The sequence below is a fragment of the Aquamicrobium soli genome (assembly GCF_042646345.1).
Lineage (GTDB): Bacteria > Pseudomonadota > Alphaproteobacteria > Rhizobiales > Rhizobiaceae > Mesorhizobium > Mesorhizobium soli_A.
On sequence record NZ_JBHRTK010000010.1, the window covers coordinates 35,000 to 60,636 of the forward strand.

General features: G+C 65.9%; 27 protein-coding genes. 11 read left to right on the plus strand and 16 right to left on the minus strand.

What is annotated here, in order from left to right; translation table 11 throughout:
* The first annotated feature begins 124 nt into the window (after positions 1-124).
* Positions 125-703 (plus strand): TetR/AcrR family transcriptional regulator, encoded by a 579-nt coding sequence (locus tag ACFOHJ_RS08050; protein WP_378219975.1) that lies wholly within the window; start codon positions 125-127, stop codon positions 701-703.
* Here ACFOHJ_RS08050 and ACFOHJ_RS08055 read toward each other — a convergent pair.
* Positions 691-1,572: a D-alanyl-D-alanine carboxypeptidase family protein gene (locus ACFOHJ_RS08055; RefSeq protein WP_378219976.1), complete on the minus strand. Its 882-nt coding sequence runs from the start codon at positions 1,570-1,572 to the stop codon at positions 691-693. The genes ACFOHJ_RS08050 and ACFOHJ_RS08055 overlap by 13 nt on opposite strands.
* Positions 1,573-1,740: 168 nt before the next feature.
* On the opposite strand from ACFOHJ_RS08055, the gene ACFOHJ_RS08060 reads away from it, so the two are divergent.
* Together ACFOHJ_RS08060 and ACFOHJ_RS08065 are read left to right on the plus strand one after the other, a co-directional pair.
* Positions 1,741-2,826 (plus strand): hypothetical protein, encoded by a 1,086-nt coding sequence (locus tag ACFOHJ_RS08060; protein ID WP_378219977.1) that lies wholly within the window; start codon positions 1,741-1,743, stop codon positions 2,824-2,826.
* A gap of 76 nt (positions 2,827-2,902) precedes the next feature.
* Positions 2,903-3,523, plus strand: a complete 621-nt coding sequence (locus ACFOHJ_RS08065) for a nucleoside triphosphate hydrolase (RefSeq protein WP_378219978.1) — start codon at positions 2,903-2,905, stop codon at positions 3,521-3,523.
* A gap of 3 nt (positions 3,524-3,526) precedes the next feature.
* On the opposite strand, the gene ACFOHJ_RS08070 is transcribed toward ACFOHJ_RS08065, so the two are convergent.
* From ACFOHJ_RS08070 to ACFOHJ_RS08085, 4 genes are all read right to left on the minus strand, one after another.
* The gene (locus ACFOHJ_RS08070; RefSeq protein WP_378219979.1) at positions 3,527-4,231 is read right to left on the minus strand and encodes a glutathione S-transferase N-terminal domain-containing protein; all 705 of its coding nucleotides are present in this window, start codon (positions 4,229-4,231) and stop codon (positions 3,527-3,529) included.
* A gap of 190 nt (positions 4,232-4,421) precedes the next feature.
* Positions 4,422-5,630 (minus strand): beta-ketoacyl-[acyl-carrier-protein] synthase family protein, encoded by a 1,209-nt coding sequence (locus ACFOHJ_RS08075; protein ID WP_378219980.1) that lies wholly within the window; start codon positions 5,628-5,630, stop codon positions 4,422-4,424.
* An 11-nt stretch (positions 5,631-5,641) separates the two neighbouring features.
* Positions 5,642-5,896, minus strand: a complete 255-nt coding sequence (locus ACFOHJ_RS08080) for an acyl carrier protein (RefSeq protein ID WP_378219981.1) — start codon at positions 5,894-5,896, stop codon at positions 5,642-5,644.
* Positions 5,897-6,128: 232 nt separating this feature from the next.
* On the minus strand, positions 6,129-6,614 hold the full coding sequence (locus ACFOHJ_RS08085; RefSeq protein ID WP_378219982.1) for a hypothetical protein: 486 nt from the start codon (positions 6,612-6,614) through the stop codon (positions 6,129-6,131).
* A gap of 162 nt (positions 6,615-6,776) precedes the next feature.
* Here ACFOHJ_RS08085 and ACFOHJ_RS08090 point away from each other — a divergent pair, with 162 nt between their 5' ends.
* Both ACFOHJ_RS08090 and ACFOHJ_RS08095 read left to right on the plus strand, forming a co-directional pair.
* Positions 6,777-7,376, plus strand: a complete 600-nt coding sequence (locus tag ACFOHJ_RS08090) for a hypothetical protein (RefSeq protein WP_378219983.1) — start codon at positions 6,777-6,779, stop codon at positions 7,374-7,376.
* Positions 7,377-7,451: 75 nt separating this feature from the next.
* On the plus strand, positions 7,452-8,219 hold the full coding sequence (locus tag ACFOHJ_RS08095) for a class II aldolase and adducin N-terminal domain-containing protein (RefSeq protein WP_378219984.1): 768 nt from the start codon (positions 7,452-7,454) through the stop codon (positions 8,217-8,219).
* On the opposite strand, the gene hisG is transcribed toward ACFOHJ_RS08095, so the two are convergent.
* From hisG to ACFOHJ_RS08115, 4 genes are all read right to left on the minus strand, one after another.
* The gene (hisG, locus tag ACFOHJ_RS08100) at positions 8,216-8,920 is read right to left on the minus strand and encodes an ATP phosphoribosyltransferase (RefSeq protein WP_378219985.1); all 705 of its coding nucleotides are present in this window, start codon (positions 8,918-8,920) and stop codon (positions 8,216-8,218) included. The genes ACFOHJ_RS08095 and hisG overlap by 4 nt on opposite strands.
* Positions 8,921-9,059: 139 nt before the next feature.
* On the minus strand, positions 9,060-10,166 hold the full coding sequence (locus tag ACFOHJ_RS08105) for an ATP phosphoribosyltransferase regulatory subunit (RefSeq protein WP_378219986.1): 1,107 nt from the start codon (positions 10,164-10,166) through the stop codon (positions 9,060-9,062).
* On the minus strand, positions 10,163-11,746 hold the full coding sequence (gene hisS / locus ACFOHJ_RS08110; protein ID WP_378219987.1) for a histidine--tRNA ligase: 1,584 nt from the start codon (positions 11,744-11,746) through the stop codon (positions 10,163-10,165). Before hisS ends, ACFOHJ_RS08105 begins: the two co-directional genes overlap by 4 nt.
* Positions 11,747-11,853: 107 nt before the next feature.
* Positions 11,854-12,492: a DNA-3-methyladenine glycosylase I gene (locus ACFOHJ_RS08115; protein ID WP_378219988.1), complete on the minus strand. Its 639-nt coding sequence runs from the start codon at positions 12,490-12,492 to the stop codon at positions 11,854-11,856.
* Positions 12,493-12,728: 236 nt separating this feature from the next.
* On the opposite strand from ACFOHJ_RS08115, the gene ACFOHJ_RS08120 reads away from it, so the two are divergent.
* Complete coding sequence (locus ACFOHJ_RS08120; RefSeq protein WP_378219989.1) at positions 12,729-13,487, plus strand: L,D-transpeptidase; 759 nt, start codon at positions 12,729-12,731, stop codon at positions 13,485-13,487.
* 215 nt (positions 13,488-13,702) lie between these two features.
* Positions 13,703-14,608 (plus strand): bifunctional 5,10-methylenetetrahydrofolate dehydrogenase/5,10-methenyltetrahydrofolate cyclohydrolase, encoded by a 906-nt coding sequence (locus ACFOHJ_RS08125; RefSeq protein WP_378220223.1) that lies wholly within the window; start codon positions 13,703-13,705, stop codon positions 14,606-14,608.
* A 143-nt stretch (positions 14,609-14,751) separates the two neighbouring features.
* Here the strand turns inward: ACFOHJ_RS08125 and glcF are convergent, their stop codons facing one another.
* From glcF to ACFOHJ_RS08150, 5 genes are all read right to left on the minus strand, one after another.
* Positions 14,752-16,056, minus strand: coding sequence for a glycolate oxidase subunit GlcF (glcF, locus tag ACFOHJ_RS08130; RefSeq protein WP_378219990.1), 1,305 nt, complete (start codon positions 16,054-16,056; stop codon positions 14,752-14,754).
* Positions 16,057-16,065: 9 nt separating this feature from the next.
* Positions 16,066-17,268, minus strand: coding sequence for an FAD-binding protein (locus ACFOHJ_RS08135; protein WP_378219991.1), 1,203 nt, complete (start codon positions 17,266-17,268; stop codon positions 16,066-16,068).
* 76 nt (positions 17,269-17,344) lie between these two features.
* Positions 17,345-17,773 carry an endonuclease domain-containing protein gene (locus ACFOHJ_RS08140; RefSeq protein ID WP_378219992.1) on the minus strand — a complete coding sequence of 143 codons (429 nt, stop codon included), beginning with the start codon at positions 17,771-17,773 and terminating at the stop codon, positions 17,345-17,347.
* Between the two features lie 79 nt (positions 17,774-17,852).
* Positions 17,853-19,349 (minus strand): FAD-linked oxidase C-terminal domain-containing protein, encoded by a 1,497-nt coding sequence (locus ACFOHJ_RS08145; protein WP_378219993.1) that lies wholly within the window; start codon positions 19,347-19,349, stop codon positions 17,853-17,855.
* A gap of 178 nt (positions 19,350-19,527) precedes the next feature.
* Positions 19,528-20,799: a DUF3422 family protein gene (locus ACFOHJ_RS08150; RefSeq protein WP_378220224.1), complete on the minus strand. Its 1,272-nt coding sequence runs from the start codon at positions 20,797-20,799 to the stop codon at positions 19,528-19,530.
* 245 nt (positions 20,800-21,044) lie between these two features.
* Here ACFOHJ_RS08150 and ACFOHJ_RS08155 point away from each other — a divergent pair, with 245 nt between their 5' ends.
* Genes ACFOHJ_RS08155 through ACFOHJ_RS08165 form a run of 3 tightly spaced genes read left to right on the plus strand, consistent with a single transcriptional unit; the run spans position 21,045 to position 23,772 of the window.
* Positions 21,045-21,833, plus strand: coding sequence for a FadR/GntR family transcriptional regulator (locus ACFOHJ_RS08155; RefSeq protein ID WP_378219994.1), 789 nt, complete (start codon positions 21,045-21,047; stop codon positions 21,831-21,833).
* Positions 21,834-21,854: 21 nt separating this feature from the next.
* Positions 21,855-22,991 carry an alpha-hydroxy acid oxidase gene (locus tag ACFOHJ_RS08160; RefSeq protein ID WP_378219995.1) on the plus strand — a complete coding sequence of 379 codons (1,137 nt, stop codon included), beginning with the start codon at positions 21,855-21,857 and terminating at the stop codon, positions 22,989-22,991.
* Position 22,992: 1 nt separating this feature from the next.
* Entirely contained in the window at positions 22,993-23,772 is a 780-nt protein-coding gene (locus ACFOHJ_RS08165; RefSeq protein WP_378219996.1) for a metallophosphoesterase, read from the plus strand.
* Here ACFOHJ_RS08165 and ACFOHJ_RS08170 read toward each other — a convergent pair.
* Together ACFOHJ_RS08170 and ACFOHJ_RS08175 are read right to left on the minus strand one after the other, a co-directional pair.
* On the minus strand, positions 23,745-23,885 hold the full coding sequence (locus ACFOHJ_RS08170) for a hypothetical protein (RefSeq protein WP_378219997.1): 141 nt from the start codon (positions 23,883-23,885) through the stop codon (positions 23,745-23,747). The two genes, ACFOHJ_RS08165 and ACFOHJ_RS08170, sit on opposite strands and share 28 nt — an antisense overlap.
* Positions 23,886-24,176: 291 nt before the next feature.
* The gene (locus tag ACFOHJ_RS08175; RefSeq protein WP_378219998.1) at positions 24,177-24,875 is read right to left on the minus strand and encodes a type 1 glutamine amidotransferase; all 699 of its coding nucleotides are present in this window, start codon (positions 24,873-24,875) and stop codon (positions 24,177-24,179) included.
* A 79-nt stretch (positions 24,876-24,954) separates the two neighbouring features.
* On the opposite strand from ACFOHJ_RS08175, the gene ACFOHJ_RS08180 reads away from it, so the two are divergent.
* The gene (locus ACFOHJ_RS08180; RefSeq protein WP_378219999.1) at positions 24,955-25,629 is read left to right on the plus strand and encodes a hypothetical protein; all 675 of its coding nucleotides are present in this window, start codon (positions 24,955-24,957) and stop codon (positions 25,627-25,629) included.
* Positions 25,630-25,637 lie beyond the last annotated feature (8 nt).

Below are 25,637 nucleotides of genomic sequence, written 5' to 3' on the forward strand. Positions count from 1 at the left end.
GTAACAGTGGCAAAAATGCGGGCACGGCTCGTCGCAGCCCGCCAGGCTGGAATCTCCGGCGCTTACTGTACCGTCTGGACGGTCTTGTCAATTGGGTTTAGGTACAACCGAGCCGGAGAACGCAATGAAGCTGACAAGATCCAAACCCAACTCGCGCGAGAAAATCCTTGCCGCCGCCGTGGCCGTGGCGCGCGAGGCCGGTCCCGGCAGCCTTTCGCTCGAGGCCATCGCCGTGCGCGCCGGCGTGTCCAAGGGCGGATTGCTATACAATTTTCCCACCAAGGCCAAGCTGATGCAGGGGCTGGTGGAGCGCTACCTCAGCGAGTTCGAACAGGCGCTGGAGGACGCGCGCGCCAACGAGACGGCCGGCGAGAGCCTGCTTTCGACCTATATCCGGCTGGCGGCGAGGGAATGCGAGGAAACCAAGCCCTCGCCCTCATGGATATTCTCGGCCATCGCGGAAGACCCGGATTTCCTCAAGCCGATCAAGGCTTTCCGTCGCCAGCTGTTCGAGCGCCTGAAGGCGCAGACGCCGGACAAGAAAGCCCTCTTGGTCAGCTACCTGGCGATAGAGGGGCTGCGCAGCATGAACCTTTTCGATTCCGATGTCCTTACGCAGGAAGAACGCCAGACGCTCGTCTCCGCGCTCATGGACATCGCCGACACGCCGGCCGGCCGGCGCGACACCGATCAGAGCGGCTGATCGGCGAAGACCACCCGAGCATTTCCCGGCGAACCCGTGAGCGCCCGCTGCAACAGGGCTTCGGCATGGGCGTTGCGCTGGCGCGCGCTGTCGGCCCCCATCACCACGACGACGAGGCGCCGGCCGTCGGCATCGTAGGACGTGACGATGTTGAAGCCCGAAGCACGGATATAGCCGGTCTTGATGCCGTCGACGCCGCGGACCCGGCCAAGCATATCGTTATGGCCGCGCACCAGCTTGCCGCGGAACATGAAGTCCCCGTCGGAGAAATAGTGATAATGGTGCGGGAAGCGCTGGCGCAGCGCCATGCCCAGCACCGCCATGTCGCGCGCCGTGGTGTGCTGGCCGTCGTCAGGCAGGCCGGAAGCGTTGCGGAAGACGGTGTCGCGCATGCCGATCTGGCGCGCCTTCGCCGTCATCGCGGCGGCAAACCCTTCCTCGCTGCCGCCGAGATATTCCGCCACCACCACGGCCACGTCGTTGGCCGACTTCACCGCCAGCGCCCGGATCGCGGTATCGACGTCGATCGTCTCGCCGGGCTTCAGGCGCATCTTGGTCGGCGGCTGCGAAGCGGCATGGGCCGAGACCGGAAGCTGCGTGTCTCTGGCGATGCGGCCGGCGTCCATCGCCTCGAACACCAGATAGAGCGTCATCATCTTGGTCAGCGAGGCGGGATAACGCTGCGCCGTCGAGTTCACCTCGAACAGTTGCTTGCCGGTTCGGGCATCGACGACGATGGCGGCGTATTTCCCGGGCGTGGCCGGAACCGCCAGCACCTGCTCGGGCGGCGTCATCGTCGTGCAGCCGGCGACGAGCCCCAGCAGGGCGACGAGGACAAGACATTTGCGGAAGAAGGCAGGGAGGCGCAAGGCTAGTCTGTTTCGAGATTCGCGGTTGGCAAGGTCCAGCGTGTCTACAGCAAGCGGATGGCCGCGTCCATTTGGCGAGGCCGCCGTCCACCGCACAATCCCGCCGGGCCCTTGCGCGCCGTCTACCGGGACGCTTTGCTTCGGGCTGACGAATCGACGGTGGCCGAGATGGACCAGATCACATTCGCCGCAAAAGGCATTTCGGTAACGCTCGACCTCGCCGTCGGCCATATCGCCGAGCTGCGGATCGAGGCCGGGGGCCGCACCCTCAAGCCGCTGCACCGCGCGCCGTGGCTCGGCGAGCCGGCCGACCGGCTGCCGCCCAACCTTCCCGACGGGGTGGTGCGGCTTTCCGGCGATTTCCTGTGCGCGCCGTTTTCGCGTAGCGATGTCGAGGAAGCCCCGCTGCATGGCTGGCCGGCCAATAGCGGCTGGGACGTGATGGACAGCACGGCCACCGCCGATGGCTGGCGCGCGCGCTTTCGCCTGCGCCGCACGGTGATGGGCGCGGTGGTGGAAAAAACCCTGACCCTGCGCGACCACCACCCCTTCCTCTACCAGGAACACGCCTTTTTCGGCGGAGCCGGGGCGATTTCCGTCGCCCACCACGCGATGACGGTCATGCGCGAAGGCGGGCGACTGGCGTTTTCGCCCAAGCGCCTCGCCGCGACACCGGCCGACCCGCTGGAACCCGATCCGGCGCGCGGGCGCTACCTGCTCGCTTATCCGGGGCGTTCCGCCGACCTGTCGCGGTTCCCGATCGCCGAGGGCGGCACCACCGACCTGCGGGACTACCGCGCCGAGCAGCACCGGGAGGACTTCGTCACGCTGGTCGAGGCCGACCATGGCGGGCCGGGCTGGACAGCGGTCGCGCGCAAGGCGGAAGCCGACCTGGTGCTGGTGCTCAAGAACCCGGCCGAGCTGCCGGTCACCATGCTGTGGATCTCGAACGGCGGGCGCGACTATGCGCCGTGGAGCGGCCGCCATCTCGGCGTGCTCGGCATCGAGGACGGCCGCACGGCCATCGGCCACGCCGCCTCGATCGGCGACAACTGGCTGAAAAAGGAAGGCGTGGCGACCGCGTTCGACCTCGGCGGCCATGTCGCGTTCCGCCAGGTGATCGGGGCATGTCCCCTTGCCGGCGGCGAGCCGCCTGAGGATGTCGCCAGCGAATCCGGCCGCCTTCGCCTCGCCCTGCCCGACGGGTCTGAACACGCAATCCCGTTCGACAGCGATTTTCTGCGGACCGATTGAACCTTTTCACTCCCCATGGCGTTTGGAATAATGCCAGTTCGCCGGCACCATCGCCGCGAAGAACCTGGGGTACCCCATGTCCGAGATCGCCCACATCGCCGCCGCCATCTTCAAGCGCGCAGGCAAATCGGAACGCATCGTCGTGGCCATTGCCGGCCCGCCGGGTGCAGGCAAGTCGACGCTGTCGTCGGCGCTGCATGAACTTTTGCCTGAAGGGCAGACGGAAGTCGTGCCTATGGACGGCTTCCACTATGACGACGCCATCCTGGTGGCGCGTGGCCTGCGCCCCCGCAAGGGCGCGCCTGAAACCTTCGACTTCGCCGGTTTCGAGGCGCTGCTGAAGCGCATCCGCGCCAGCGAGCCGGAAATCGCCATCCCCGTCTTCGACCGCAGCATGGAACTGTCGCGGGCCGGCGCTGCCATCGTCTCGAAGGACACGAAGTTCGTGCTGGTCGAAGGCAACTACCTGCTACTCGACGAGGAACCCTGGTCGCGGCTGGCGCCGCTGTTCGACTTCACCATCTTCGTCGATGTGCGGCGCGCCGAACTGGAGCGGCGGCTGATGCAGCGCTGGCGCGAGCATGGCCGCAGCGACGAGGACGCCCGCGCCTGGATTTCGTCCAACGACATGCCCAACATCGAACGCGTGCTGGCGCGCCGGCGCACCGCCGACATGATCGTCGGCGATCCCGGCTGAGCGTCAGACTTTGGCCGGGATCGCAAGGCCGCGCTGCACGGCGGGGCGGGCAAGGCCGCGTTCCAGCCAGGCGGCAACCTGGCCGAAATCGTCGAAGCCGACCAGTTCGCGCGCGCCGTAGAGGCCGATCAGGTTGCGCACCCAGCCGAGCATCGAAATGTCGGCGATGGTGTACTCGTCGTCCATGATCCACTGGCGGCTGGCAAGGCGGGTTTCCAGGACGCCGATCAGGCGGCGCGATTCGACGCGGTAGCGCTCCAGCGGCCGCTTGTCGGCAATCTCGCGGCCGGCAAACTTGTGGAAGAAGCCGACCTGGCCGAACATCGGCCCGATGCCGGCCATCTGGAAGAAAACCCACTGGATGGTTTCATAGCGGCGCGCGGGATCGGCCGGGATGAATTTCCCCGTCTTCTCGGCGAGATAGAGCAGGATCGCGCCGGACTCGAACAGGCCGAGCGGCTTTCCGCCCGGACCGTCGGGATCGATGATCGCCGGAATCTTGCCGTTCGGGTTGAGCGAAAGGAACTCGGGCGTCCAGCTCTGGTCCTTGCCGATATCGACGTAATGGGCCTCGTAGGGCAGGCCGAGTTCTTCGAGCAGGATCGAAACCTTCACCCCGTTGGGCGTCGTCGCCGAATAGAGCTGGAGGAGATCGGGCTGTTTTGCCGGCCACCGCCTGGTGATGGGAAAAGCGGACAGGTCGGTCATGGCAGGCTCCAGCAATCTTAACGATGCAGCCGATCTAGGCGCGGCGGCCGCTGGCTTCAATGGGACGAGGTGGCGCGCCCGACCTCACTAGGCGTTGCCGTCACAGACGATTCTCCGCTTCTCAGCCAGCCGCATCTCTTTAGCCGCATTTCCGGACGCAAAACCGTTTCACGCTTTTGCTGGAAGGGCTCTAAACGCCCTTGAAGGCCAGCACCGCGTTGGTGCCGCCAAAGGCGAAGGCGTTGCTGAGGGCGACCTTTACCTGGCGCTCGCGCGGCGTGTTCGGCGTGATGTCCAGATCGCATTCCGGGTCCGGCTCGCGGTAGTTGGCCGTGGGCGGCACGATGCCCTCGCGAATGGCGTTGACGCAGGCGATCATCTCCAGCGCGCCGGAAGCGCCGAGACAATGGGCATGCATGGACTTGGTCGAGGAGACCGACAGGTCCTTCACATAGGAGCCGAAGACCCGCTTGACGGCCTTGGTCTCGATCATGTCGTTGGCCTTGGTGCCGGTGCCGTGGGCGTTGAGGTAGTCCACGTCCTCCGGGTTCAGGCCGGCGTCGGCCAGGCAGGCGCGCATGGCGTTTTCCGGTCCCTCGACGGTCGGCGCGACGATGTCGGAAGCATCGGCGGAAAAGCCGACGCCGGCGATCTCGCCGAGAATCTCGGCGCCGCGCGCCGTGGCGTGGTCGAAGCTTTCCAGCACCGCCATGCCCGCGCCCTCGCCCAGCACCAGCCCCTGGCGGTCGGCGGAGAATGGCCGGCAGGTATCGGGCGCCAGCACGCGCAATGCTTCCCAGGCCTTGAGCACGCCCCAGGAAAGCGGCGCATCGGTGCCGCCCGCCAGCATCACGTCGGCGCGGCCGAGCCTGATCTGGTCCACCGCCGAGGCGATGGCATGATTGGCTGACGAACAGGCGGAGGTGACGCCGAAGGTCGGCCCGCGCAGTCCGAGATCCATGCTGACCTGCCCCGCCGGCGCTCCCGGCATGACCTTCGGCACGGTGAAGATGCCGGCGCGGTTCTTACCCTCCAGCAGCAGCGCCCGGTAATTCTCCTCGATCGCCTCCCAGCCGCAGATGCCGACGCCGACGACGGCGCCCATCCGGTAGCTGTCGGCATCGCCCTCGACCAGGCCCGACTGGCGCATCGCCTCGCGCGCGGCGATCACCGCGAGCAGGCTGAAGCGGTCCATGGAAACGGTCTGCCTGTGGGGAATGCCGTGGTCCGGCATCTCCTTGACCTCGCAGCCGACCTTGACCTTCAGGTTGTGCAGGTCGTGGGTGGTGACCTCGCCGATGGCGGAGCGGCCGGAGCGCAGTCCGTCCCATATGGCCGAGGCATTGGTGCCAAGGCCGCAGATGCCGCCAAGGCCGGTAATCACGACGCGGTTGCGCATGGGCGGTTCGCTCAGGCTTTCTTTGCGATCAGGGCGCGAACGGCCGCAACGATGTCGCCGACATTCTTCAGGTTGGCCCAGGCATCGACCGTGTTCATCTCGATCTCGATGCCATAGTCTTCCTCGAGGTCGAAGATGATCTCGGTCAATTCGAGCGAATGGATGCCCAGTGCTGTCAGTTCGGTCGCGGCCGTGATCTCCTCGCCGCCCGGTTCGGCATGCGCCTTGATCTTCGCAATGATATCCGTCGTCAGCGCGTCAGCCATTCGGTTCCTTTCCCACCTGCATACCGGCACCGAAGGCCTTGCCTCGTCCCCGCTCGGGCTGTGCCGTCACCGCCCTCCGCCGGTTGCCGGTGAGCCATCACATGGTTTCTCTATAGAAACGGAAACGACACGTGGCAACAAGCGATATGTCGATCATGGAAGCACCGCCGTCAAACGACCGCAAGGCCCCGCGCTCCACCCGGTCCCGCTTTCGCCCCACGAACGGCGCGCTTCAGCCCGCCGGCCGGGACGCCGCATAGACGATCACCGTTTCCGGGTCCGGGAACTCGACGGCCAGTATATCCTTCATCATCACCCGCTTTGAATCGATGGCGTGGAACAGAAGCGCATTGCCTTCGACTTCCTGACGAAGGACGAGGACGTCGCTCTGGTGCTCCTTGAGCTTGCGCTCGATCGCCGGCGGCGGCCCGCCCTCCGCAGGCACCGCGTCGGCGAGGAAGACGATGTCGACCTGCCTGGCGGCCGTCAGCTTGCGCACGGTGCTGATGTTGTCGGCGGTCTTGTCGATGGCGGCGAGCACTCGCTTCTCTTCCGCCGAGGCGGTGGTCTTTTCCTGGCGGATGTCGGAATCGCCGACGATCCCCTCGATGGCCTTTTCCCCGCCCGGCCCCTGGCTCAGGCCCTGGCTCGCGGCGGGGTGGGCGGCCGCCAGGCCCAGCATGACCGTCATGGCGAGTTTGGTGGTTGTACGATGCAATTTCCATTCCTTCGACGTCGCGCACCCTTCAGGTCCGAAACGGAGGTTCCCATGCAAGGTTCCACGACGAGGCAAAAGACGCTACATAGCGGACGTCGCGCACGGGTGATGCGTTCCGGCTCTGCGGGAGCCATTGCCCTGCAACGCAATAACGGGGGAAAGATGGCAGTCCAGGAAACGGCGGTTTCGGCGCACGACGTTTTCCCGCATATCCGCATCGTCATGGGCATGGTGATCGGCCTCGGCGTCACCCGCCTTCTGTCCGGGGTGGCGCGCATCGTGCAGCATCCCCGCCAGTTCAAGCTCTATCCGGTGCATCTCGCCTGGGTCGCCTCGGTCCTGCTGCTGCTGGTTCATTTCTGGTGGTGGGAATTCGGCCTCTACCACATCCAGACCTGGACGTTCGGCATCTACCTGTTCCTCATCGGCTACGCGATCGTGCTGTTCCTGCTATGCGCGCTGCTGTTTCCCGACAGCATGCAGGACTACCAGGGCTACGAGGACTATTTCTATTCACGCCGCGGCTGGTTCTTCGGCCTGCTGGCCTCGACCTACGTCCTCGACATCATCGACACGCTGCTGAAGGGCGAGGCGCATTTCGCCCATTTCGGCAACGAATACCTCATTCGCACGCCGGTCTTCGTGGCCTTGTGCGTCGCCGCGATCTATGTGCGCGACCGCCGCTTCCACGTCGCCTTCGTGCTGTTCGCGCTGGTCTACCAGGGCTGGTGGATCCTGCGGCTGTTCGACAACATCACCTGACGGCCTGTACCAACGAAATCCGATTGCCTCGGGAGTGCCCGCAGGCCATTCTTCGCAGCATCGAGGAGTATTGCCATGAGCGTCACAGCGCTGAAGAACGAGAACCGGACCAACCTGCCCTTCTACGAGGAGCGCGTCGATCTTGCCTGCGCCCTGCGCTGGACGGCGCGGCTCAACATGCACGAGGCGGTGGCCAACCACTTCTCGCTCGCCGTCAACGAGGACGGCACCCACTTCCTGATGAACCCCAACCAACGGCATTTCTCGCGCCTGAAGGCGAGCGACCTTCTGCTCATCGACGCCAACGACCCCGACACGCTTTCCGGCCCGAACGCTCCGGACCCGACCGCCTGGGGCCTGCACGGCTCCATCCATCGCAACGTGCCGCATGCGCGCTGCATCATGCATGTGCATTCGATCCACGCCACGGTTCTCGCCTCGCTGGCGGATTCGACGCTGCCGCCGATCGACCAGAACACCGCCACCTTCTTCAACCGCACCGTGGTCGACAGCCACTATGGCGGGCTGGCTTTCGAAGAAGAAGGCGAGCGCTGCGCGAAGCTGCTCACCGATCCCAAGCAAAAAGTCATGATCATGGGCAACCATGGCGTGCTGGTGATCGGCGACAGCGTCGCCGACACCTTCAACCGCATGTATTATTTCGAGCGCTCGGCCGAAACCTACATCAAGGCGCTGTGGACGGGCCGGCCGTTGCGCGTGCTTTCCGACGAGATCGCCGAAAAGACCGCGAAGGAAATGGAAGTGTTCCCCGGCTTCGCCGAAGGGCATCTGGCGGAACTGAAGGCGATCCTCGACGAGGAAGAGCCGGCCTACCGGAACTAGGCTTCCGCCGCGCGCCTGATCTTTTCAGCCACGCTGCGCAGCAGGGCCTCGTCGGCCTCGCTGCGCGCCCGGCGCGAGGCCGCAAGACAGGCCTGCGAGCGCAGGATGACGCCGTCGCCCAGCACTTTCAGGCGGTTGGCGCGCAAGGTCGAGCCGCTGGAGGTGATGTCGACGATGATGTCGGCGGAACCGGCCGCCGGCGCGCCCTCGGTGGCGCCGAGGCTTTCGACGATGCGGTAGACCTGGATGCCGTGCTTCTGCGAGAAGAACTGCTGGGTCAGCCGCCAATATTTGGTCGCGATCCTCAGCCGGCGACCGTGGCGCTGGCGGAAATCGGCGGCGACGTCGTCGAGATCGGCCATGCCGTCGACATCCAGCCAGATTTCCGGCACCGCCACCACCACATCGGCATGGCCGAAGCCAAGCCGCGCGGCGATCTCGATGCGCTTTTCCCAGTCGGCGATGTTCTCGCGCAGCAGGTCCTCGCCGGTGACGCCGAGATCGACCGCGCCCTGCCCGACCTCGCCGGCAATCTCGGAGGCCGACAGGAACGCCACTTCGAGCCCGGCACAGCCCTCGATGCGCGCGCGGTAGGTGCGCTCGTCATCCGGCAGGCTGACGGCGAGCCCGGCCTTGGCCAGCACCGCCAGCGCCTGCTCCTTCAGCCGTCCCTTGGACGGCAGGGCAAGGGTGATGGTCATCGAATGGCCTCATCCGATCGAGCCGGAATACCCCCACCCCTGACCCCTCCCCACAAGGGCAAGGGGGATTCGGAGAGATGCCCGCCGGATTCCCCTCCCCCTTGTGGGGAGGGGCTAGGGGTGGGGGTCACGGCGTTCATCACTTGGCTCCCCTTACCGACTCGATACGGTCCAGCCACACCGAAAAGCCGACGCCGGGAATCGGCTTTTTCGCGCCGAGCAGGGTCAGGAGCCGGTCGTAGCGGCCGCCGCCGACCAGCACCTGCCGCGCGCCGGCGATTTCGAACACCATGCCGGTGTAATAATCGAGCGGGCGGCCGAAGGCGGCGTCGTAGCGGATGGTTTCCACCGGCAGCCCGTGGCCGGCAAGCGCTTCGGCGCGGCGGCTGAAATTCTCCAGCGCCGGGCCGAGCAGCAGGCCAGCCCCCTTGGCGAAGGTTTCCAATGCGGCGGCGGCCTCGACAATCGGCGTATCGATGGCCAGGAAGGCTTTCAGCGCGGCGAAGGCTTCGTCGGACAGCCGCACCGAGCGCAGCTGCGCCTTTTCGATCAGGCGGCGGGCGATGTCGGCGGGCGAACGGCCTGCCGAAGCCTGCAGGCCGGCCTGTTCCATGCCTTCGGCGATGTGGGCGGCCAGCCCCTCGGCGTCGCCGTCAAGCGCGAGCAGCGCGACCGGCGCCGGCAGCGCGGTGTTGCGCGGCGGGTTGGCGAGGTCGGCAAGGGCCGCCTCCAGCATCACATCGGAGCCGAAGGCGCGCGCCAGGCGCATGCGCCAGCCGCGCGGCAGGCCGAGTGCGGCCAGCACCGCCTCGAACACCGACTGGTCGCCGAGCGTGACGGAGAGCGGGGTATCCGGCAGGGCAAGAGAAAGCAGCGCGTGGGCATCGGTCACCAGCCGCGCATCGGCGGCGGCGATATCCGTCTCGCCCAAATCCTCTATGCCCGCCTGGTAGAACTCGTTCTCGCCCTCGCGGCGCTGGCGGAACACCTCGCCCAGATAGGCATAGCGGCGCGGCGTCCCGGCCTGGCGCGCGATATGGTCGAGGCAGACGGGAATGGTGAATTCCGGCCGCAGGCACAGGCTCTCTCCCGTCTCGCTTTCGGTCAGGAAAATACGCCGGCGCAGATCCTCGCCGGCCATGTCGAGGAACGGATCGGCCGGCTGGATGATCGCCACGTCGACCATGTTGGCTCGCTCGGCCAGCAGGCCGGCAATGGCGTCGGCAAAGGCGGGGCGGGCGGTCATTGGCCGCCCCTGGCCCTTTCCTGCGCCTGCGCGTCGAGAATTTTCCGCACTTCGGCCACCAGGTCGGCCTCGGCGACCGTGACCTGACCCGGCCGGGCTTCCTTGTATTCGGCATGATCGGCGATCGCCGCCGCCTGCCTGGCGCCCTCGATCAGGTCCTTCAACTGAACCTGCCCGGCCTCGCGCTCGTTACCGCCCTGAATGACGGCGACGGGCGAGCCGCGGCGGTCGGCATATTTCAACTGCGCTTTCATGCCAGCGCCCCCGAGATATATTTCGGCGCGGATGCCGGCCCTGCGCAGGTCCGACACTATCTTCTGGTAGCGGCCAAGGCTCTGCGTGTCCTTGTCCATCACCAGCACGACGACCGGCTGGATGACGTCGGAGGTATCGAGCTTGCCCAGGTTCTTCAGCGCCGTCATCAGGCGCGAGACGCCGATGGAAAAGCCGGTGGCCGGCACCGGCTCGCCCCGGAAGCGCGACACCAAACCGTCATAGCGCCCACCGCCGCCGACCGAGCCGAAGCGCACGATCTTGCCGTCCTCGTTGGGAATTTCGGCGAGGAGTTCAGCCTCGTAGACCGGGCCGGTATAGTATTCGAGGCCGCGCACCACGGAGGGATCGATCTTCACACGGTCGGGGCCGTAGCCTGCCCGAGCGCAGAGTTCTTGGATTTGAGCAAGTTCATCCTCACCTTGAATGAACTTGGGATTCTCAAGCACGCTGTGCCCAGGAAACTGCGTTATCGACCAAGCAAACTGACCAGCGATGCCGCCTCGCCGAAGCACGGCGCGACGCAAGTATTCCGTCTCTGTCAATTCGGCGCCAACTGCCGACAGTGAGTTTGTCATGCTGATCACGACCTCGATTTGATCAGCGTTTAGGCCGGCCCCTCTTGTGAAATCGCCTTCCTCGTTTTCTTCGCTCCAACGACCATCGCCCAACAGCTTTTTCACCTCAGAAAGGGGAAATTTATCGGCTTTGTCGATGGCTCTCAGGACCGCAAGCTTCTGCCAATCCTGTGTGACTCCAATACCTTCCAGCACGCCGTCCAGAATCTTGCGGTTGTTGACGCGGATGACGTAGTCGCCGCGCGCGATACCCAGCGCCTCCATAACGTCGGCCATCATCATCGCCATTTCGGCGTCCGCCGCCACGCCGGGCGTGCCGACCGTATCGGCGTCGAACTGCATGAACTGGCGGAAGCGGCCCGGCCCCGGCTTCTCGTTGCGGAACACCCAGCCCGCGCGGTAGCTGCGGAACGGTTTTGGCAGGCGGTCGTAGTTCTCGGCGACGAAACGCGCCATCGGCGCGGTCAGGTCGTAGCGCAGCGAAAGCCACTGCTCGTCGTCGTCCTGGAAGGAAAACACGCCCTCGTTCGGCCGGTCCTGGTCGGGCAGGAACTTGCCCAGCGCGTCCGTGTATTCGATCAGCGGCTGGTCGGCGGGCTCGAAGCCGTAAAGCTCGTAGACCGCCCGGATTTTCGCGATCATCTCGTCGACGGCGCGGATGTCCTGCGGGCTGCGGTCCACCAATCCACGCGGCAGGCGAGCCTTCATCTTTTCCGATTTATCGGCCATGGATCTGTACTCGGCAATTCAGGACATGCCGCAGCGGCAAAACTACCGCCTTACGCGACGCGGCTGTCCTAACCGATGCCGCCCGAAGCGGCAAGGGCAGGTTGCGTTCAGGCCGGGCGCCTGAAGGCCTTGCGCTCGGCCTCGACCTTGTGCCGGCATACGCAGCCCTCCAGATGGTCATTGACCAGCCCCATCGCCTGCATGAAGGCGTAGACCGTCGTGGGGCCGACGAAACTCCAGCCGCGCTTTTTCAATTCCTTCGACAGCCGTACCGACACGGCGGTGGTCGGGTTGGCCCTCAGATGCGCGAGATCGACCGTTTCCGGGCGCTCGGCGGGGCCGGGCTCGAAGCCCCAGAAGAAGGCCGCGAGCGATCCGGCCTCGTCGGCCAGTTCGCGGGCGCGCTGGGCGTTGTTGATGGTGGAAACGATCTTGCCGCGATGGCGGATGATGCCGGCATTGCCGACGAGGCGCTCGACATCGGCCTCGGAGAAATTCGCCACCCGCTCGAAATCGAAGCCGTCGAAGGCCTCGCGGAAATTGTCGCGCTTCCTCAGGATGGTCAGCCAGGACAGGCCGGACTGGAACCCTTCCAGGCAGATCTTCTCGAACAGCCGCGTGTCGTCGGCGACGGGCCGGCCCCATTCATGGTCGTGATAGTGCAGATAGTCCGGCAGGTTGCCGTGCCAGAAGCAGCGCTTCTGCCCGTCCGGGCCGGCAATTAGGCCCGTTTCCTTATCGTCCATGACCGAACTCCCGCCCGTTAACGCGCTTTGCCGCCTCTTTTACCGGCGCTTTACCAGATTCCTGCACCGGCCGGTAACCACACCGGAAAGTTTCCTGACAATCGCGCATTTTAAGCATTTCGATTCACCTTCCGGTTGCGGGCCGCTGTCCATGATCGCGCAAGCCGGGCCATAACCACCCGGTTTCAGTGACGATCAGTTCGCCAGATATTCCGAACCGAAAAGAGTACGTCCCGATGAAGCTGTTTCTACTGCCCCTGCTCGGCGCGGCCGCGATGGTGGCAACAGGCCTCACCACTGCCAGCGCCAACGACCGTTATGTCGAGCGCCCGCCGGTGACGGTCAGCCCCGATCTTTCCGCGCCGTGGGTGATCCAGCTCGGCCGCCAGCCGGGGGTGGTGGTGCGCCCAAGCCGGCAGGCGCCAACCTTCCAGCGCCAGCAGGTGCGCGGCCTGCAAAGGCCGGCGCAGCCCGCCCCGGACGGCATGCGCACCGCCGCCGTCCCCGCGCCGGCGAAGAAGGCCGCCAGGCGGCAGATCAACCCGATCTACCTGCCGCAGGAAGTCGCCTATGACGGTTCGCGCAAGCCCGGCACCATCATCATCGATACGCGCGAGAACTTCCTCTACCTGGTCGAGAAGAACGGCAAGGCGCGGCGCTACGGCGTCGGCACCGGCAAGCCCGGCTTCGAATGGGCCGGCACCCACAAGGTTTCGGCCAAGCGCGAATGGCCGGACTGGCGCCCGCCGGCCGAAATGATCGCCCGCGAGAAGGCCAAGGGCCGCTACCTGCCGACGTTCCTGCCCGGCGGCATCGAAAATCCGCTCGGCGCACGCGCGCTCTATCTCGGCTCGACGCTCTACCGCATCCACGGCACCAACCAGCCCTGGACCATCGGCGGCGCGGTGTCGTCCGGCTGCATCCGCATGCGCAACGAGGACGTGGTCGACCTCTACGAGCGCGTCCCGGTCGGCGCCACCGTGGTGGTGATGTAGCTTTCCTAACAACGGGGGACGGGCCTTGTGGGGACAGGGCTCGCCAGGAAGGCCAGCGCCGGTTCGCCGCGCTGGCCTTTCGCTTTTGGGCGGTAACGGCGCGTCCACACATGCCGCGCGGTCGCATCGAAACCGGACGTGTCGCTTTCGCACTGCCGCTATCGCCGCCGGCCTGCTATGTCGGCGGCCGGATCAACACCGGCATAAGGTTCGCCATGTCTCTTCCCGACGATACCCGCTACCTCAAGGGCGGCCCGGTCGCCAAGCGCATCATGGCCGAGGTCGCGCGCGACGCGGCCAAGGCGACGGCGGAAGGTTTTCCGCCCAAGCTGGTGTCGATCACGGTCGGCGACGTCGAGGCGGTCGGCGTCTATGTGCGCAACCAGCGCGCCAAGGCCGAGCAGGCCGGCATCGGCTTCGAGGAACGCAACTTTCCGGCCGACCTTACCGCGGCCGAGCTGGAGGCGGCGATCCATGGTATGAACGCCGATCCGCGCGTCACCGGCATCATCATCCAGCGCCCGGTGCCGCGCCATATCCCGATCAAGGCGATCCAGGCTGCCGTGCATCCGCTGAAGGACGTGGAGGGCATGCACCCGGCCTCCATCGGCAACATCGTCTACAACGAACTCGACCTTGCCCCCTGCACTGCCGCAGCCTCCGTGGAACTACTCAAGGAAACCGGCCTCGACCTGAAGGGGCTGGAAGTGGTGGTGGTCGGCCATTCGGAAATCGTCGGCAAGCCGATCGCCTTCCTGCTGATGAGCGAGGGGGCGACCGTGACCGTTTGCCACCACATGACGCGCTCGGTGGCGGCGCATGCGCGGCGCGCCGACGCGCTGTTCGTGGCCGTCGGCAAGCCGCGGCTCATCAAGGCCGACATGGTCAAGCCCGGGGCGGCCGTCATCGACATCGGCATCAATACCGAGACCGGGCCGGACGGCAAGGAGCGCATCGTCGGCGACGTCGACACCGACAGCGTCAAGGAAGTAGCGTCGTGGATCACGCCGGTGCCGGGCGGCGTCGGGCCGATCACGGTTTCCATCCTGCTGCGCAACACCATGGTGGCGCTGGCCCGCCAGCGTGCGCTCTACCAGGCGACCTACGGCACGGCGGAGTAGGGCTGAGAAAATAAGAAGCCCCTCTCCGTCTCCCCAAAGGGGCGAGGAACGCAGGTTCGGCTTGACCAACTTAAAACCAACAGCCTGAGGGACGCGAACGCCTGCGGGTTCGCCGCCGGTTCGGACGCGCGCTATTTCCGCCGTTACGCCAGCCCTTCCGGTTTCGGCCCGCCATAGGCCCAGTCGAGCAGCTTTATCGTGTGCACCACAGGCATGTTCGCGGCCGAGGCGATCTGGGTGATGCAACCGATATTTCCGGTAGCGACCACCGCCGCCCCGGTCGCGGCGATGTTCTTCACCTTGCGGTCGCGCAGCCGGGCCGAAATCTCCGGCTGCATGATGTTGTAGGTGCCGGCCGAGCCGCAGCACAGATGCCCCTCGCGCGGCTCCTTCACCACGAAGCCGGCCTTGGCCAGCAGTTCCTTCGGCTGGCGCACGATCTTCTGGCCGTGCTGCATGGAACAGGCCGAATGATAGGCGACCACGGTGCCCGGTTTCCGCGCCGGTTCCGGCAAATCGAGCGTGGCGAGATACTCGGTAATGTCCTTGGCCAGCGCCGACACATTCGCCGCCTTTTCCGCATAGGCGGGGTCCAGCCGCAGCATGAATCCGTAGTCCTTGATCGTCGTGCCGCAACCCGACGCGGTGATGATGATGGCGTCGAGCCCGCCATTCTCGATCTCGCGCGTCCACGCATCGACGTTCTGGCGGGCCGAAGCGAGCGCCTGCTCCTCGCGCCCCATATGGTGCACCAGCGCGCCGCAACAGCCCTCGCCCTGAGGCACCACCACCTCGACGCCGAGCCGGTTGAGCAGCGAGATCGTCGCCTCGTTGATGCCGGGGTCGAGCACCGGCTGCGCGCAGCCGGTGAGGATGGCGACACGGCCTTTTTTCGCCGCCCCCTGCCCGGGATGAGCGCCGGGCAAAGCCATCGGCGACACGGCCGGCACGGCGGCAGGCGCCAGCCTCAGCATGGCTGAAAGCGGCTTCAGTACCGGCACTTTCTCCAACAGGCCGGCGAACGGCCGTCCCAGCTTCGCCAGCTTCAGGGCGGCGCGAAAACGCTGCGGATAGGGCAGCACGGCAGCCAGCAGCGCGCGGATCATCCGGTTCGCCAGCGGCCGCCTGTAGGTCTTCTCGATATGGGCGCGCGCGTGGTCGACCAGATGCATGTAGTTCACGCCCGACGGGCAGGTGGTCATGCAGGCGAGGCAGGACAGGCAGCGGTCGATATGGGTGACGATCTCCTTGTCGGCCGGGCGTCCGCCCTCCAGCATGTCCTTGATCAGGTAGATCCGGCCGCGCGGCGAATCCAGTTCGTTGCCGAGCGTCACATAGGTCGGGCAGGTGGCGGTGCAAAAGCCGCAATGCACGCATTTGCGCAGGATTTTCTCCGATTCCGCCACATGCGGATCGGCAAGCTGGGCAAGGGAAAAATTGGTCTGCATGATGCGTGCCTAGGCCATCCGGCCGGGGTTCAGGATGTTCTTGGGGTCGAACTGTTCTTTCAGCCGCGCCGACAGGGCGGCGAGCGCCGGTTCTTGCGGCTGGAACACGGCAAGGGCGGCGCGAATGGCGGGCGCGGCGCGCACCAGCGTCGCATGGCCGCCGCCGTGCCTTTTCACCAGCGCGCGGACCAGTTCGGCTTCCGGGTCGCCATGTTCCATCTGCAGCCAGATCAGGCCGCCCTGCCAGTCGTAGAACGCGGAAACCGCCGTCTGCATCCTGAGCGCCATCACCATTTCATGGCCGGCGGAGGGCGCCATCGACACACGCCACAGCGGCTTGTCGCTGCCGGCGAAGGGCAGGCAATCGCGCACCTCGCGCCAGATCTTCCGCGACAGGTCGGCCGCCAGTTCATCCAGGCGGCCGGCATTCTTCAGCAGGCCCTTCAGCGCCTCCATGCGATAGGCGACTGAGGGCCCAAAACCCTCGACGCGCAGCAGCGTCGCGGCTTCGTTGCCGAGTTCGCCACCGGCGATGCGGCTGACCGCCGGATAAGGCAGGTGCGCCGCGCTCGACACCTCGGCGCTGGAACCGAGCGCCAGGGCCATGGCGGCCACCGCATGGTCGTCAAGCAGGCCGCGCACCGCCAGCGTTGCCTCGGTTTCGGCCACCGGCAGCACCTTGAAGGTCACGTCGGTCACCACCGCCAGCGTGCCCCAGCTGTTCGCCATCGCCTTGGAAAGATCGTAGCCGGTGACGTTCTTGACCACGCGGCCGCCCGACTTGAACGCCTCGCCGCGACCCGACACCGCGTGGATGCCGAGGATATGGTCGCGCGCCGCCCCCGCCTTCAGCCGGCGCGGCCCGGAAAGGTTCGCCGCCAGCACGCCGCCGATGGTGCCGCGGCCGGCCTGCCCTCCGAGCAGCGGCGCATAGTCCATCGGCTCGAAGGCGAGTTGCTGATGATTGTCGGCGAGCAGCTTTTCGATTTCGGCGAGCGGCGTGCCGGCCCGTGCCGAAAGGATGAGTTCGGCCGGCTCGTAGAGCGTGACGCCGGTGAGTTTCGACAAGTCCAGCGTATGTTCGGCCTGGGCCGGCCGGCCGATGCCGCGCTTGGAGCCATGGCCCACGGTTTCCAGCGGCGCTTCTTCCGCCACCGCCCACTTGACGGCGGAAAGCACTTCTTCGACGGTAGATGTGGTAAATGTAGTCATAGGCGCACCCTGGTTCCTCTCCCCCGCAAAGCGGGGGAGAGGTGGCTCGCGAAGCGAGACGGAGAGAGGGTATTCGTCATGCCGATACTCCGCCCTTGGCCATAACAAAACGCAGGTCGGCGGAAACAGTATCCTCCGCCAACTTTCCTTCAAGCGCCGCCAGGATCGTCTCGCAGACGCTTGGCAGGTGCTTCAGCGCATCATGGCTCCAGAAGCCCAGTATCGAATAGCCTTGCGCCTGCATGAATTCATCGCGCCGGCGATCGTACTCGCTGTCAGCATGCTGGCTGCCATCCAGTTCAATGATCAGCTTCGCGCTTCGGCAGGCGAAATCCGCGAAATACGGACCGATTGGCACTTGGCGAACGAATTTATGGCCGCCGAGCTTCGAAGCCTTCAACTCGATCCAGAGGATCGCTTCCGCCATGTTGTCGCCATGACGAAGCTGGCGGGCGCGGGCGATCCTATCCGGCGAACGGCGGCTCGGCAGATCGGGAGTTCCCATCTCCGTCTCGGGCTTCGCCCGAGCCACCTCTCCCCCGCTTCGCGAGGGCGAGGAACACCACTCTTGAGAGGCCGTCATTTCAAAACCTCGGAATGTCCGGGAACGGCAGCTTGCCGCCGGAAATATGCATGCGGCCGAGTTCGGCGCAGCGGCGCAGTTGCGGAAAAACCTTGCCGGGATTGAGCAGATGCTCCGGGTCGAAGGCGCATTTGACGCGCATCTGGTGGTCGAGGTCCGTTTCGTTGAACATTTCCGGCATCAGGTCGCGTTTCTCGACCCCCACCCCATGCTCGCCGGTCAGCACGCCGCCGACCTTGACGCAAAGCCGCAGGATGTCGGCGCCAAAGCTTTCCGCCGTGTGCAACTCGCCCGGCACGTTGGCGTCGTAGAGGATGAGCGGATGCAGATTGCCGTCGCCGGCATGGAAGACATTGGCGACGCCGAGCCCATACTGTTCCGACAGCTTCCGCATGCCGGCCAGCACCTTCGGCAGTTGTTGGCGCGGAATGGTGCCGTCCATGCAGTAATAGTCCGGCGAAATGCGCCCGACGGCCGGGAACGCCGCCTTGCGGCCGGCCCAGAAGGTCAGCCGCTCCTCCTCGCTCTGCGAGATGCGGCAGGTGGTGGAGCCATTGCCAATGGCGATCTTTTCCACCGCCGAAATCAGGTGGTCGACTTCGACCGCCGGCCCGTCTAGTTCGACGATCAGCAGCGCCTCGCAATCGAGCGGGTAATCTGCATGGACGAAATCCTCGGCCGCATGGATCGCCGGCCGGTCCATCATCTCCATGCCGCCCGGGATGATGCCGGCGCCGATGATGTCGGCGACGCACTGGCCGCCCTGCTCGCTGGTCGGAAAGCCGATCAAAAGCGCGCGCGCCGTTTCCGGCTTCTTCAGGATGCGCACCGTGACCTCGGTGACGACGCCGAGCAGGCCTTCCGAGCCGGTCATGATGCCGAGCAGGTCATAGCCCTCGGCGTCCAGATGCTTGCCGCCAAGGCGCACCACCTCGCCGTTCATCAGCACCATCTCGATGCCGAGCACGTTATTGGCGGTGAGGCCGTATTTCAGGCAGTGCACGCCGCCGGAATTTTCCGCGACGTTGCCGCCGATCGAGCAGGCGATCTGGGAGGATGGATCGGGGGCATAGTAGAAGCCCTCCTGCTCGACGGCGGTGGTGATGCCGAGATTGGTGACGCCCGGCTGGGCGACGACGGCACGGTTGGGATAGTCGATCTCGAGGATGCGGTTGAAGCGGCTCATCACCAGGAGCACCGCATCTTCCAGCGGCAGCGCGCCGCCCGACAGCGAAGTGCCGGAACCGCGCGGCACGACGCGGATCTTGCGCTGGTCGCAGTATTTCAGGACTTTCGAGACCTGCGCCACGGTTTGCGGCAGCACGACGACCAGCGGAAGCTGGCGATAGGCGGTCAGCCCGTCGCTCTCGAAGGCACGCATCTCGTTGACCGTATCGACGACGCCCTCGCCAGGCACGATCCGGCGCAGGTCGGCGACGATCTCCGCCCGGCGCGCCAGCGTGGCCTCGTCGGGTTTCGGCATGACCAGACCGGACATCGCGCTTCCTCCCTCAACTGGTAAAAAGCTTTTACCAGTTGATCGGCCGGCTTGCAATTGCAGCATTGGTCAAACGGCGACGCGACAGGACCCCGATGCTTTCGCAGCGTCAATCTGACGCTGCGTCTGCGTTCCAATCCAAAGGGAAGCGGGCTTCAGTACCCCCGTGTGTCGGCAGCTACTCGCCCGCCGGCTTGCCCGGCTCGGAGTGGCTGCGCCGGACACGGCGCACGCCCCACCAGACCAGAAGCACGGCCACCGGCACCGAGGCGGCGGTCACGACCTCCGGCGGGACGACATGGTCGAAGGCCAGGAAGCCCTTGGCCAGATAGCCGATCAGGCCGACGACATAGTAGGAGACGGCGGCCACCGACAGGCCCTCCACCGTCTGTTGCAGGCGCAGTTGCAGGCGGGCGCGGTTGTTCATGGAGGCGAGCACGTCGCGGTTCTGCCGCTCCACCTCGACATCGACCCAGGTGCGCAAGAGCGTGGTGGCGCGCGTCAGCTTGCGCGAAAGGTTGGCCTGGCGTTCCTCGACCGAGCGGCAGGTGCGCATGGCCGGCGCCACGCGCCGTTGCAGGAAGCCGGCCCAGGTGTCGTAGCCGGGTACCGGGGTCTCGTCGAGCGCGTCGAGCCGCTCGCGCACGATGCCGTCATAGGCGCGGCTGGCGCCGAAGCGGTAGAGGCTCGAAGCAGCGTCGGCCTCCAGTTCGGCGGCGAGTTCCGTGAGGTCGGCCAGCAATGTCTGGCTGTCGCGCGTTTCCGCAACCTTCATCTCGCGGGTGATAACGGCAAGCCGGTCCTCGATGCGGCGCACCCGGCCGGACAGCGAAAGCGCCAGCGGCAGGCCGAGCATCGCCAGCGTACGGTAGGTCTCGATGTCGATGAGGCGCTGCGACAGCGCGCCGGTTCGCGCCGGCGTCAGTCCCTTGTCGAGCACCAGGATGTGGGTGAGGCCGTCGCCGTCCTGGCGGAAGTCGGTGACGATGGCGGCCTTGCCGTTCTCGACCAGCGAGTAGCACAGGCTGGTCGGGTCGAAGCCGGCCAGAAGCTTGCGTTCGGAGTTCGCGGTCCATTTGCGGATTTCCAGCCGGATGCCCGATATCACCGTGCCGGGCGGCGAAAAACCGTTGCCGAAAGGCTGCTCTTCCTGCGGGCGGCCGCTGGCGGCGAGCGGCCCCTCGAACAGATAGGTGGAAAACTCCGTGTGGCGCTCCCAGCGCAGCGAGCCGTTGCCCCATTTCATCGCATAGTGGCGGGCCTGCCGCTCGGGGGCGGCGACGCCCAGCCGGCGCGCCAGTTCGCACAGCACGGCATGGTCGACGGTCGCGCCGCCTTCGGTCATGAACGACAGTTGCACCAGCACGCGCGGCGAGCCGACCAGCGGATGCGGCCGGGCATGGACCTCGCCAAGCGCCCCGGAACGCCCTTCGTGCGAGGGGAATCCCATGACGCTGCCCGTGGAAAGCGGCTGGAATTCCGGTCTGTCTGGCTCGGTCGTCACGGCAGTTCCCCTGCGCCTGCAACATTTTGCGAGTAGGGCCAATTGCGAAACGACGCAAACGGAACTTCAAGGCTGCCGGCAAGGGCTCGAAAGACAAGGGCAGCCATAGGAACGGGTAAATTGGATAAATAATTTGACCAGTTATGGCCGCAACCTTTATTCTTGGCGCCGGTCAAAGCGCAGGCATTTCGTTGAGCGACATCTTCTCCCGGATCGAACATTCGCGCACCGCCGACGAAGTGGTGGAGCAGATCGAGACGCTCATCCTCGAGGGCGTGCTGTCGACCGGCGACCGGTTGCCCGGCGAGCGCGAACTGTCGCGGCAGTTCGACGTATCGCGGCCGATCCTGCGCGATGCGCTGAAACTGCTCGAGGCGCGCGGCCTGCTCGTCACCCGCCACGGCGGCGGCACCTATGTCGCGGACATCATCGGCCAGGTGTTTTCCAAGCCGGTGGCGGACCTGTTTTCCACGCACCGCAAGGCGAGCAACGACTATCTGGAATACCGGCGCGAGATCGAGGGGATCACCGCCGAATATGCCGCGCGCCGCGCCACCGCCGACGATATCGCGCTGCTCGACGCCATCATGGTGCGCATGGAGGAAACGCACCGCAACGGCGACTTCGACGACGAGGCGGAGATCGACGTCGAGTTCCACCAGGCGGTCGGCGAATGCGCCCACAACATCATCCTGCTGCACACGCTGCGCTCCTGCTACCGGCTTTTGTCGGAGGGCGTTTTCCACAACCGCCTGCTGGTGTTCACGATGCCGGGCGCGCGCGAGGCGCTGCTTTCCCAGCATCGCGCCATCCATGCAGCGGTGAAGGCCGGCGATCCGCTCGCGGCGCGACAGGCGGCGATGGACCACATCGACTATGTCGAGCGCTCGATGCATGACGCCGAACGCAGCGGCGAATGGCAGCGGGTGTCGCGGCTCAGGCTGCGGCAACGCTCGACGACCAATGAACCCAATTCCTGACCAACAATATCGGAACCCATCATGAGCCTCGACCTCACCATTGCCGACCTGAAGGAAAAGGCGCGCCGGCGCGTGCCGAAGATGTTCTTCGACTATGCCGATTCGGGAGCGCTGACAGAAAGCACCTATGCCGCCAACGAGGCGGATTTCGGCAAGATCAAGCTGCGCCAGCGCGTGCTGGTCGACATGACGGGACGCTCGCTCGCCTCCACCATGATCGGCGAAAAGGTGTCGATGCCGGTGGCGCTGGCGCCGACCGGCTCGACCGGCATGCAGCATGCGGACGGCGAGATTCTCGCCGCGCAGGCCGCACAGGAATTCGGCGTGCCGTTCACCCTTTCCACCATGAGCATCTGCTCGCTGGAAGCGGTGGCGGAAGCGACGACGAAGCCGTTTTGGTTCCAGCTCTACGTCATGCGCGACCGCGACTTCGTCTACAACCTGATCGACCGCGCCAAGGCGGCGAAATGCTCGGCGCTGGTGCTGACGCTCGACCTGCAGATCCTGGCGCAACGCCACAAGGACTTGCGCAACGGCCTTTCCGCCCCCCCGAAATTCACCCCGAGCAGCATCTGGCAGCTGGCCAGCCGCCCCGGCTGGTGCATGAAGATGGCCGGCACGAAGCACCGGACCTTCGGCAACATCGTCGGCCACGCCAAGGGCGTCGGCGACCTGTCGTCGCTCGCCTCGTGGACCAACGAGCAGTTCGACCCGAAGCTGTCATGGAATGACGTGGAATGGATCAAGGAGCGCTGGGGCGGCAAGCTGATCCTCAAAGGCATCCTCGACAAGGACGACGCGGTGATGGCGACCAAGACCGGCGCCGACGCCATCATCGTCTCCAACCATGGCGGCCGCCAGCTCGACGGCGCGCCCTCCTCCATCTCCGTGCTTGAAGAGATCGCCGATGCGGTCGGCGACAAGATCGAGGTGCATATGGACGGCGGCATCCGCTCCGGGCAGGACGTGCTGAGGGCGCTGTGCCTCGGCGCCAAGGGCGTCTATATCGGCCGGCCGTTCCTCTACGGGCTCGGCGCGAACGGCAAGGCGGGCGTCACCAAGGCGCTGGAGATCATCCGCAAGGAACTCGACACCACGCTGGCGCTGTGCGGCAGGCGCGACATCGGCGAGGTCGGCAAGGACATGCTCCATCGCTAGCATGGGAACAACCGGCATCCACTTGCGCGATGCCCGCGCGCCCGATGGCATGCGGCTCTATGCCATCGGCGACGTGCACGGGCGGCTCGATCTGCTCGCCGCCATGCACGCAAGGATCACCGCCGAGATCGCCCATGACCGGCCCGCCGACTGGCGCATCGTCCATCTCGGCGACTATGTCGACCGCGGACCGGCCTCGAAGGGCGTCCTCGACCTGCTGGTTTCAGCGGGCGAGCGCGACCCACGCAACATCATGCTTGCGGGAAACCACGACATCGGCTTCCTCGGCTTTCTCGACCATCCCGAGGCGGACAGCCTGTTCGTGCGCTACGGCGGCGTCGAGACGACCCGCTCCTACGGCGTCAACCTTGCGACCGGCAACGCCGCCGCCCTGCGCTCGAGCCATGCAGCGCTGCGCGAGGCGGTGCCGCAACGCCATGTCGATTTCCTGCAAGGCCTGCCGTTCAGCGTCAGTTTCGGCGACTTCTTCTTCTGCCATGCCGGCATCCGGCCCGGCGTGCCGCTCGCCGAGCAGAGTCCGCAGGACCTGATCTGGATTCGCGATATCTTCCACTTCCACGCCGGGCTTCACCCCAAGGTGGTCGTGCACGGCCATACGCCCCACGCCCTGCCCGAGGTGGAGGCCAACCGCGTCAATGTCGACACGGAGGCGTGGCAGTCAGGCCGCCTCACCGCGCTCGTCATCGACGGCGCGTCGAAAAACATCCTGACAATAGGGGAAGACGGGTCGGTTCAGCGCAGCGAAGCGGTAACGCCGTAGCCGTCGACGGCGTTGTGGTTGTTGGCCGCATCGGCGGCATAGATGCCGAGGCCGCCGAGAACGATGGCGGACAGCATGGCAAAGGAAAGAAGCGCGGCTTTCACGGTGGTCATCTCTGGTTGAGCTTTCTCGATCCCTGCACGAGCACGGTTACCAATGCGTTGAAACGATCCATTCGCGTCAAAGTTTCAGCGCTTCTTCGCTGCCGGCCGCAAAATGCCCACAGGCTGTTGCCGCAGGGCAACAAGCCGATACAGGGGGCGGGGAATGCATGTCAGCGGCGCTCTTCTAGGAAGCGGCCGGATCGAAGCAAAGCCGAAAAAGCCGTATCCACAGCGGATTCCCGGCAGCGTGCCAAAATTGCCACGGCTGCCGTTACGTCACGTGAAGCCGCAGAGAGGCTCTTAGATCACGCCGGTCCAGGCTCGGGCAATCGCCAGACCGACGGCATCCGCCTGCGCGCCGTGCTTTTCCATCTCGCCCTCCAGCCGATCGGGCCAATCGGGATTCCGCCCTGCGATCAGATGCGCGAAAGTCGTGCTCCACGAACGGACCAGCGGCCGACTGGCCTCGAAGTGGAACTGGAAACCGTACACGGCGCGGCCGATCCGGAAAGCCTGGTTGGCTGCGACATCGTTGCCGGCCAGCCTGACGGCGCCGGGCGGCAGGGAAAACGTGTCGTCGTGCCACTGGAAGATCGGGAATCGGTCCGGCAGGCCCTCGAAAACCGGGTCCGGCTCCGCGACCTCGGCGCGCCGCACCTCATGCCAGCCGAATTCGGTGGCGCCGCCGATCTGGTTGCGTCCACCGAACGCGCGCGCGATGAGCTGGCTGCCCAGGCATATGCCCAGCACCCCGCGATCCTTCGCCTCGAAGGCCCGGATGAGGTCGAGCAAGGCGGGGAAATAGGGACAGGCCGCATCGTCGAGCGCGTTCTGCGCGCCGCCGAGGACCACCATGGCGTCATGGCCGGAAGCATCGACGGGCAACGGATCGCCCGCATGGGTCTTGCGCAGGTCGATCTCGGCGCCTTTCTCGGCAAGCGCCACCCCGACCTCGCCCAAGCCGGTATCGGCAAAATTCTCAACGACCAGTACCCGCACCGAATCCCCCTGACAGCATGCCCGGCAAGCAGTAGCATGGCGGCTCGCACTGTCAAAAAGTCCCGTCTGGACCCTTTTCATGCCATTGCAAAATCGGGTCGATCCCTTCGGCGAAATCCATGCGGTGCCGCAGCGCGGCCTGTTCACCGGAAATCGCGGCATCCTGCACGACCCGGACACGAAAACGCTGCTGCGCAAGCGCTGGGCGCTGAAAGCCTGGATCATCTGCCGCTGCGAATTCAAGGGCGTGCGGCGCGAGCCGATGGGGCGCAACCGCAAGGGCGGCCCCGGCGAACCGGACCGCGCCGGATGGACCGAGCTTTTCTTCCTCGACGAGGTGACGGGACTCGCCGCCGGCCATCGCCCCTGCTTCTACTGCCGGCGCGAGCAGGCAAGCGACTTCTGCGGCCGGTTCGGAGCCGCGTTCGGCATCGACACGCCGCGCGCGCCGATGCTGGACCAGCGGCTGCACCGGGAGCGCCCGGCTTCGGGCGGCACGCCGGCGAGGATCGGCGGTGCCGGACTGGCCGACCTGCCGGACGGGGCGATGTTCGCCGACGGCGGTGCCGCCTATGCCCTGCGCGACGGCACGGCGCTTCGCTGGTCGTTCGCGGGCTACGGCGAACGGCTCCCCGCCGACAGCTTTGCCGGCCGCGAGGTGCGGCTTCTCACCCCGCCGACCACGCTCGCCGTGTTGCGGCAGGGCTTTCGTCCGGTCTGGCATCCCACCGCCGGACCCGACGCCGGCCCTTGACGCGAGCG

What these genes read in the sequence shown, in the direction of transcription:
- ACFOHJ_RS08050 (WP_378219975.1), top strand. Translation starts at nt 125, where the DNA reads ATGAAGCTGACAAGATCCAAACCCAACTCGCGCGAGAAAATCCTTGCC.
- ACFOHJ_RS08060 (WP_378219977.1), top strand. Translation starts at nt 1,741, where the DNA reads ATGGACCAGATCACATTCGCCGCAAAAGGCATTTCGGTAACGCTCGAC.
- ACFOHJ_RS08065 (WP_378219978.1), top strand. Translation starts at nt 2,903, where the DNA reads ATGTCCGAGATCGCCCACATCGCCGCCGCCATCTTCAAGCGCGCAGGC.
- ACFOHJ_RS08070 (WP_378219979.1), bottom strand. Translation starts at nt 4,231, where the DNA reads ATGACCGACCTGTCCGCTTTTCCCATCACCAGGCGGTGGCCGGCAAAA.
- ACFOHJ_RS08075 (WP_378219980.1), bottom strand. Translation starts at nt 5,630, where the DNA reads ATGCGCAACCGCGTCGTGATTACCGGCCTTGGCGGCATCTGCGGCCTT.
- ACFOHJ_RS08080 (WP_378219981.1), bottom strand. Translation starts at nt 5,896, where the DNA reads ATGGCTGACGCGCTGACGACGGATATCATTGCGAAGATCAAGGCGCAT.
- ACFOHJ_RS08090 (WP_378219983.1), top strand. Translation starts at nt 6,777, where the DNA reads ATGGCAGTCCAGGAAACGGCGGTTTCGGCGCACGACGTTTTCCCGCAT.
- ACFOHJ_RS08095 (WP_378219984.1), top strand. Translation starts at nt 7,452, where the DNA reads ATGAGCGTCACAGCGCTGAAGAACGAGAACCGGACCAACCTGCCCTTC.
- hisG (WP_378219985.1), bottom strand. Translation starts at nt 8,920, where the DNA reads ATGACCATCACCCTTGCCCTGCCGTCCAAGGGACGGCTGAAGGAGCAG.
- ACFOHJ_RS08105 (WP_378219986.1), bottom strand. Translation starts at nt 10,166, where the DNA reads ATGACCGCCCGCCCCGCCTTTGCCGACGCCATTGCCGGCCTGCTGGCC.
- hisS (WP_378219987.1), bottom strand. Translation starts at nt 11,746, where the DNA reads ATGGCCGATAAATCGGAAAAGATGAAGGCTCGCCTGCCGCGTGGATTG.
- ACFOHJ_RS08115 (WP_378219988.1), bottom strand. Translation starts at nt 12,492, where the DNA reads ATGGACGATAAGGAAACGGGCCTAATTGCCGGCCCGGACGGGCAGAAG.
- ACFOHJ_RS08120 (WP_378219989.1), top strand. Translation starts at nt 12,729, where the DNA reads ATGAAGCTGTTTCTACTGCCCCTGCTCGGCGCGGCCGCGATGGTGGCA.
- ACFOHJ_RS08125 (WP_378220223.1), top strand. Translation starts at nt 13,703, where the DNA reads ATGTCTCTTCCCGACGATACCCGCTACCTCAAGGGCGGCCCGGTCGCC.
- glcF (WP_378219990.1), bottom strand. Translation starts at nt 16,056, where the DNA reads ATGCAGACCAATTTTTCCCTTGCCCAGCTTGCCGATCCGCATGTGGCG.
- ACFOHJ_RS08135 (WP_378219991.1), bottom strand. Translation starts at nt 17,268, where the DNA reads ATGACTACATTTACCACATCTACCGTCGAAGAAGTGCTTTCCGCCGTC.
- ACFOHJ_RS08140 (WP_378219992.1), bottom strand. Translation starts at nt 17,773, where the DNA reads ATGGGAACTCCCGATCTGCCGAGCCGCCGTTCGCCGGATAGGATCGCC.
- ACFOHJ_RS08145 (WP_378219993.1), bottom strand. Translation starts at nt 19,349, where the DNA reads ATGTCCGGTCTGGTCATGCCGAAACCCGACGAGGCCACGCTGGCGCGC.
- ACFOHJ_RS08150 (WP_378220224.1), bottom strand. Translation starts at nt 20,799, where the DNA reads ATGGGATTCCCCTCGCACGAAGGGCGTTCCGGGGCGCTTGGCGAGGTC.
- ACFOHJ_RS08160 (WP_378219995.1), top strand. Translation starts at nt 21,855, where the DNA reads ATGAGCCTCGACCTCACCATTGCCGACCTGAAGGAAAAGGCGCGCCGG.
- ACFOHJ_RS08165 (WP_378219996.1), top strand. Translation starts at nt 22,993, where the DNA reads ATGGGAACAACCGGCATCCACTTGCGCGATGCCCGCGCGCCCGATGGC.
- ACFOHJ_RS08170 (WP_378219997.1), bottom strand. Translation starts at nt 23,885, where the DNA reads ATGACCACCGTGAAAGCCGCGCTTCTTTCCTTTGCCATGCTGTCCGCC.
- ACFOHJ_RS08180 (WP_378219999.1), top strand. Translation starts at nt 24,955, where the DNA reads ATGCCATTGCAAAATCGGGTCGATCCCTTCGGCGAAATCCATGCGGTG.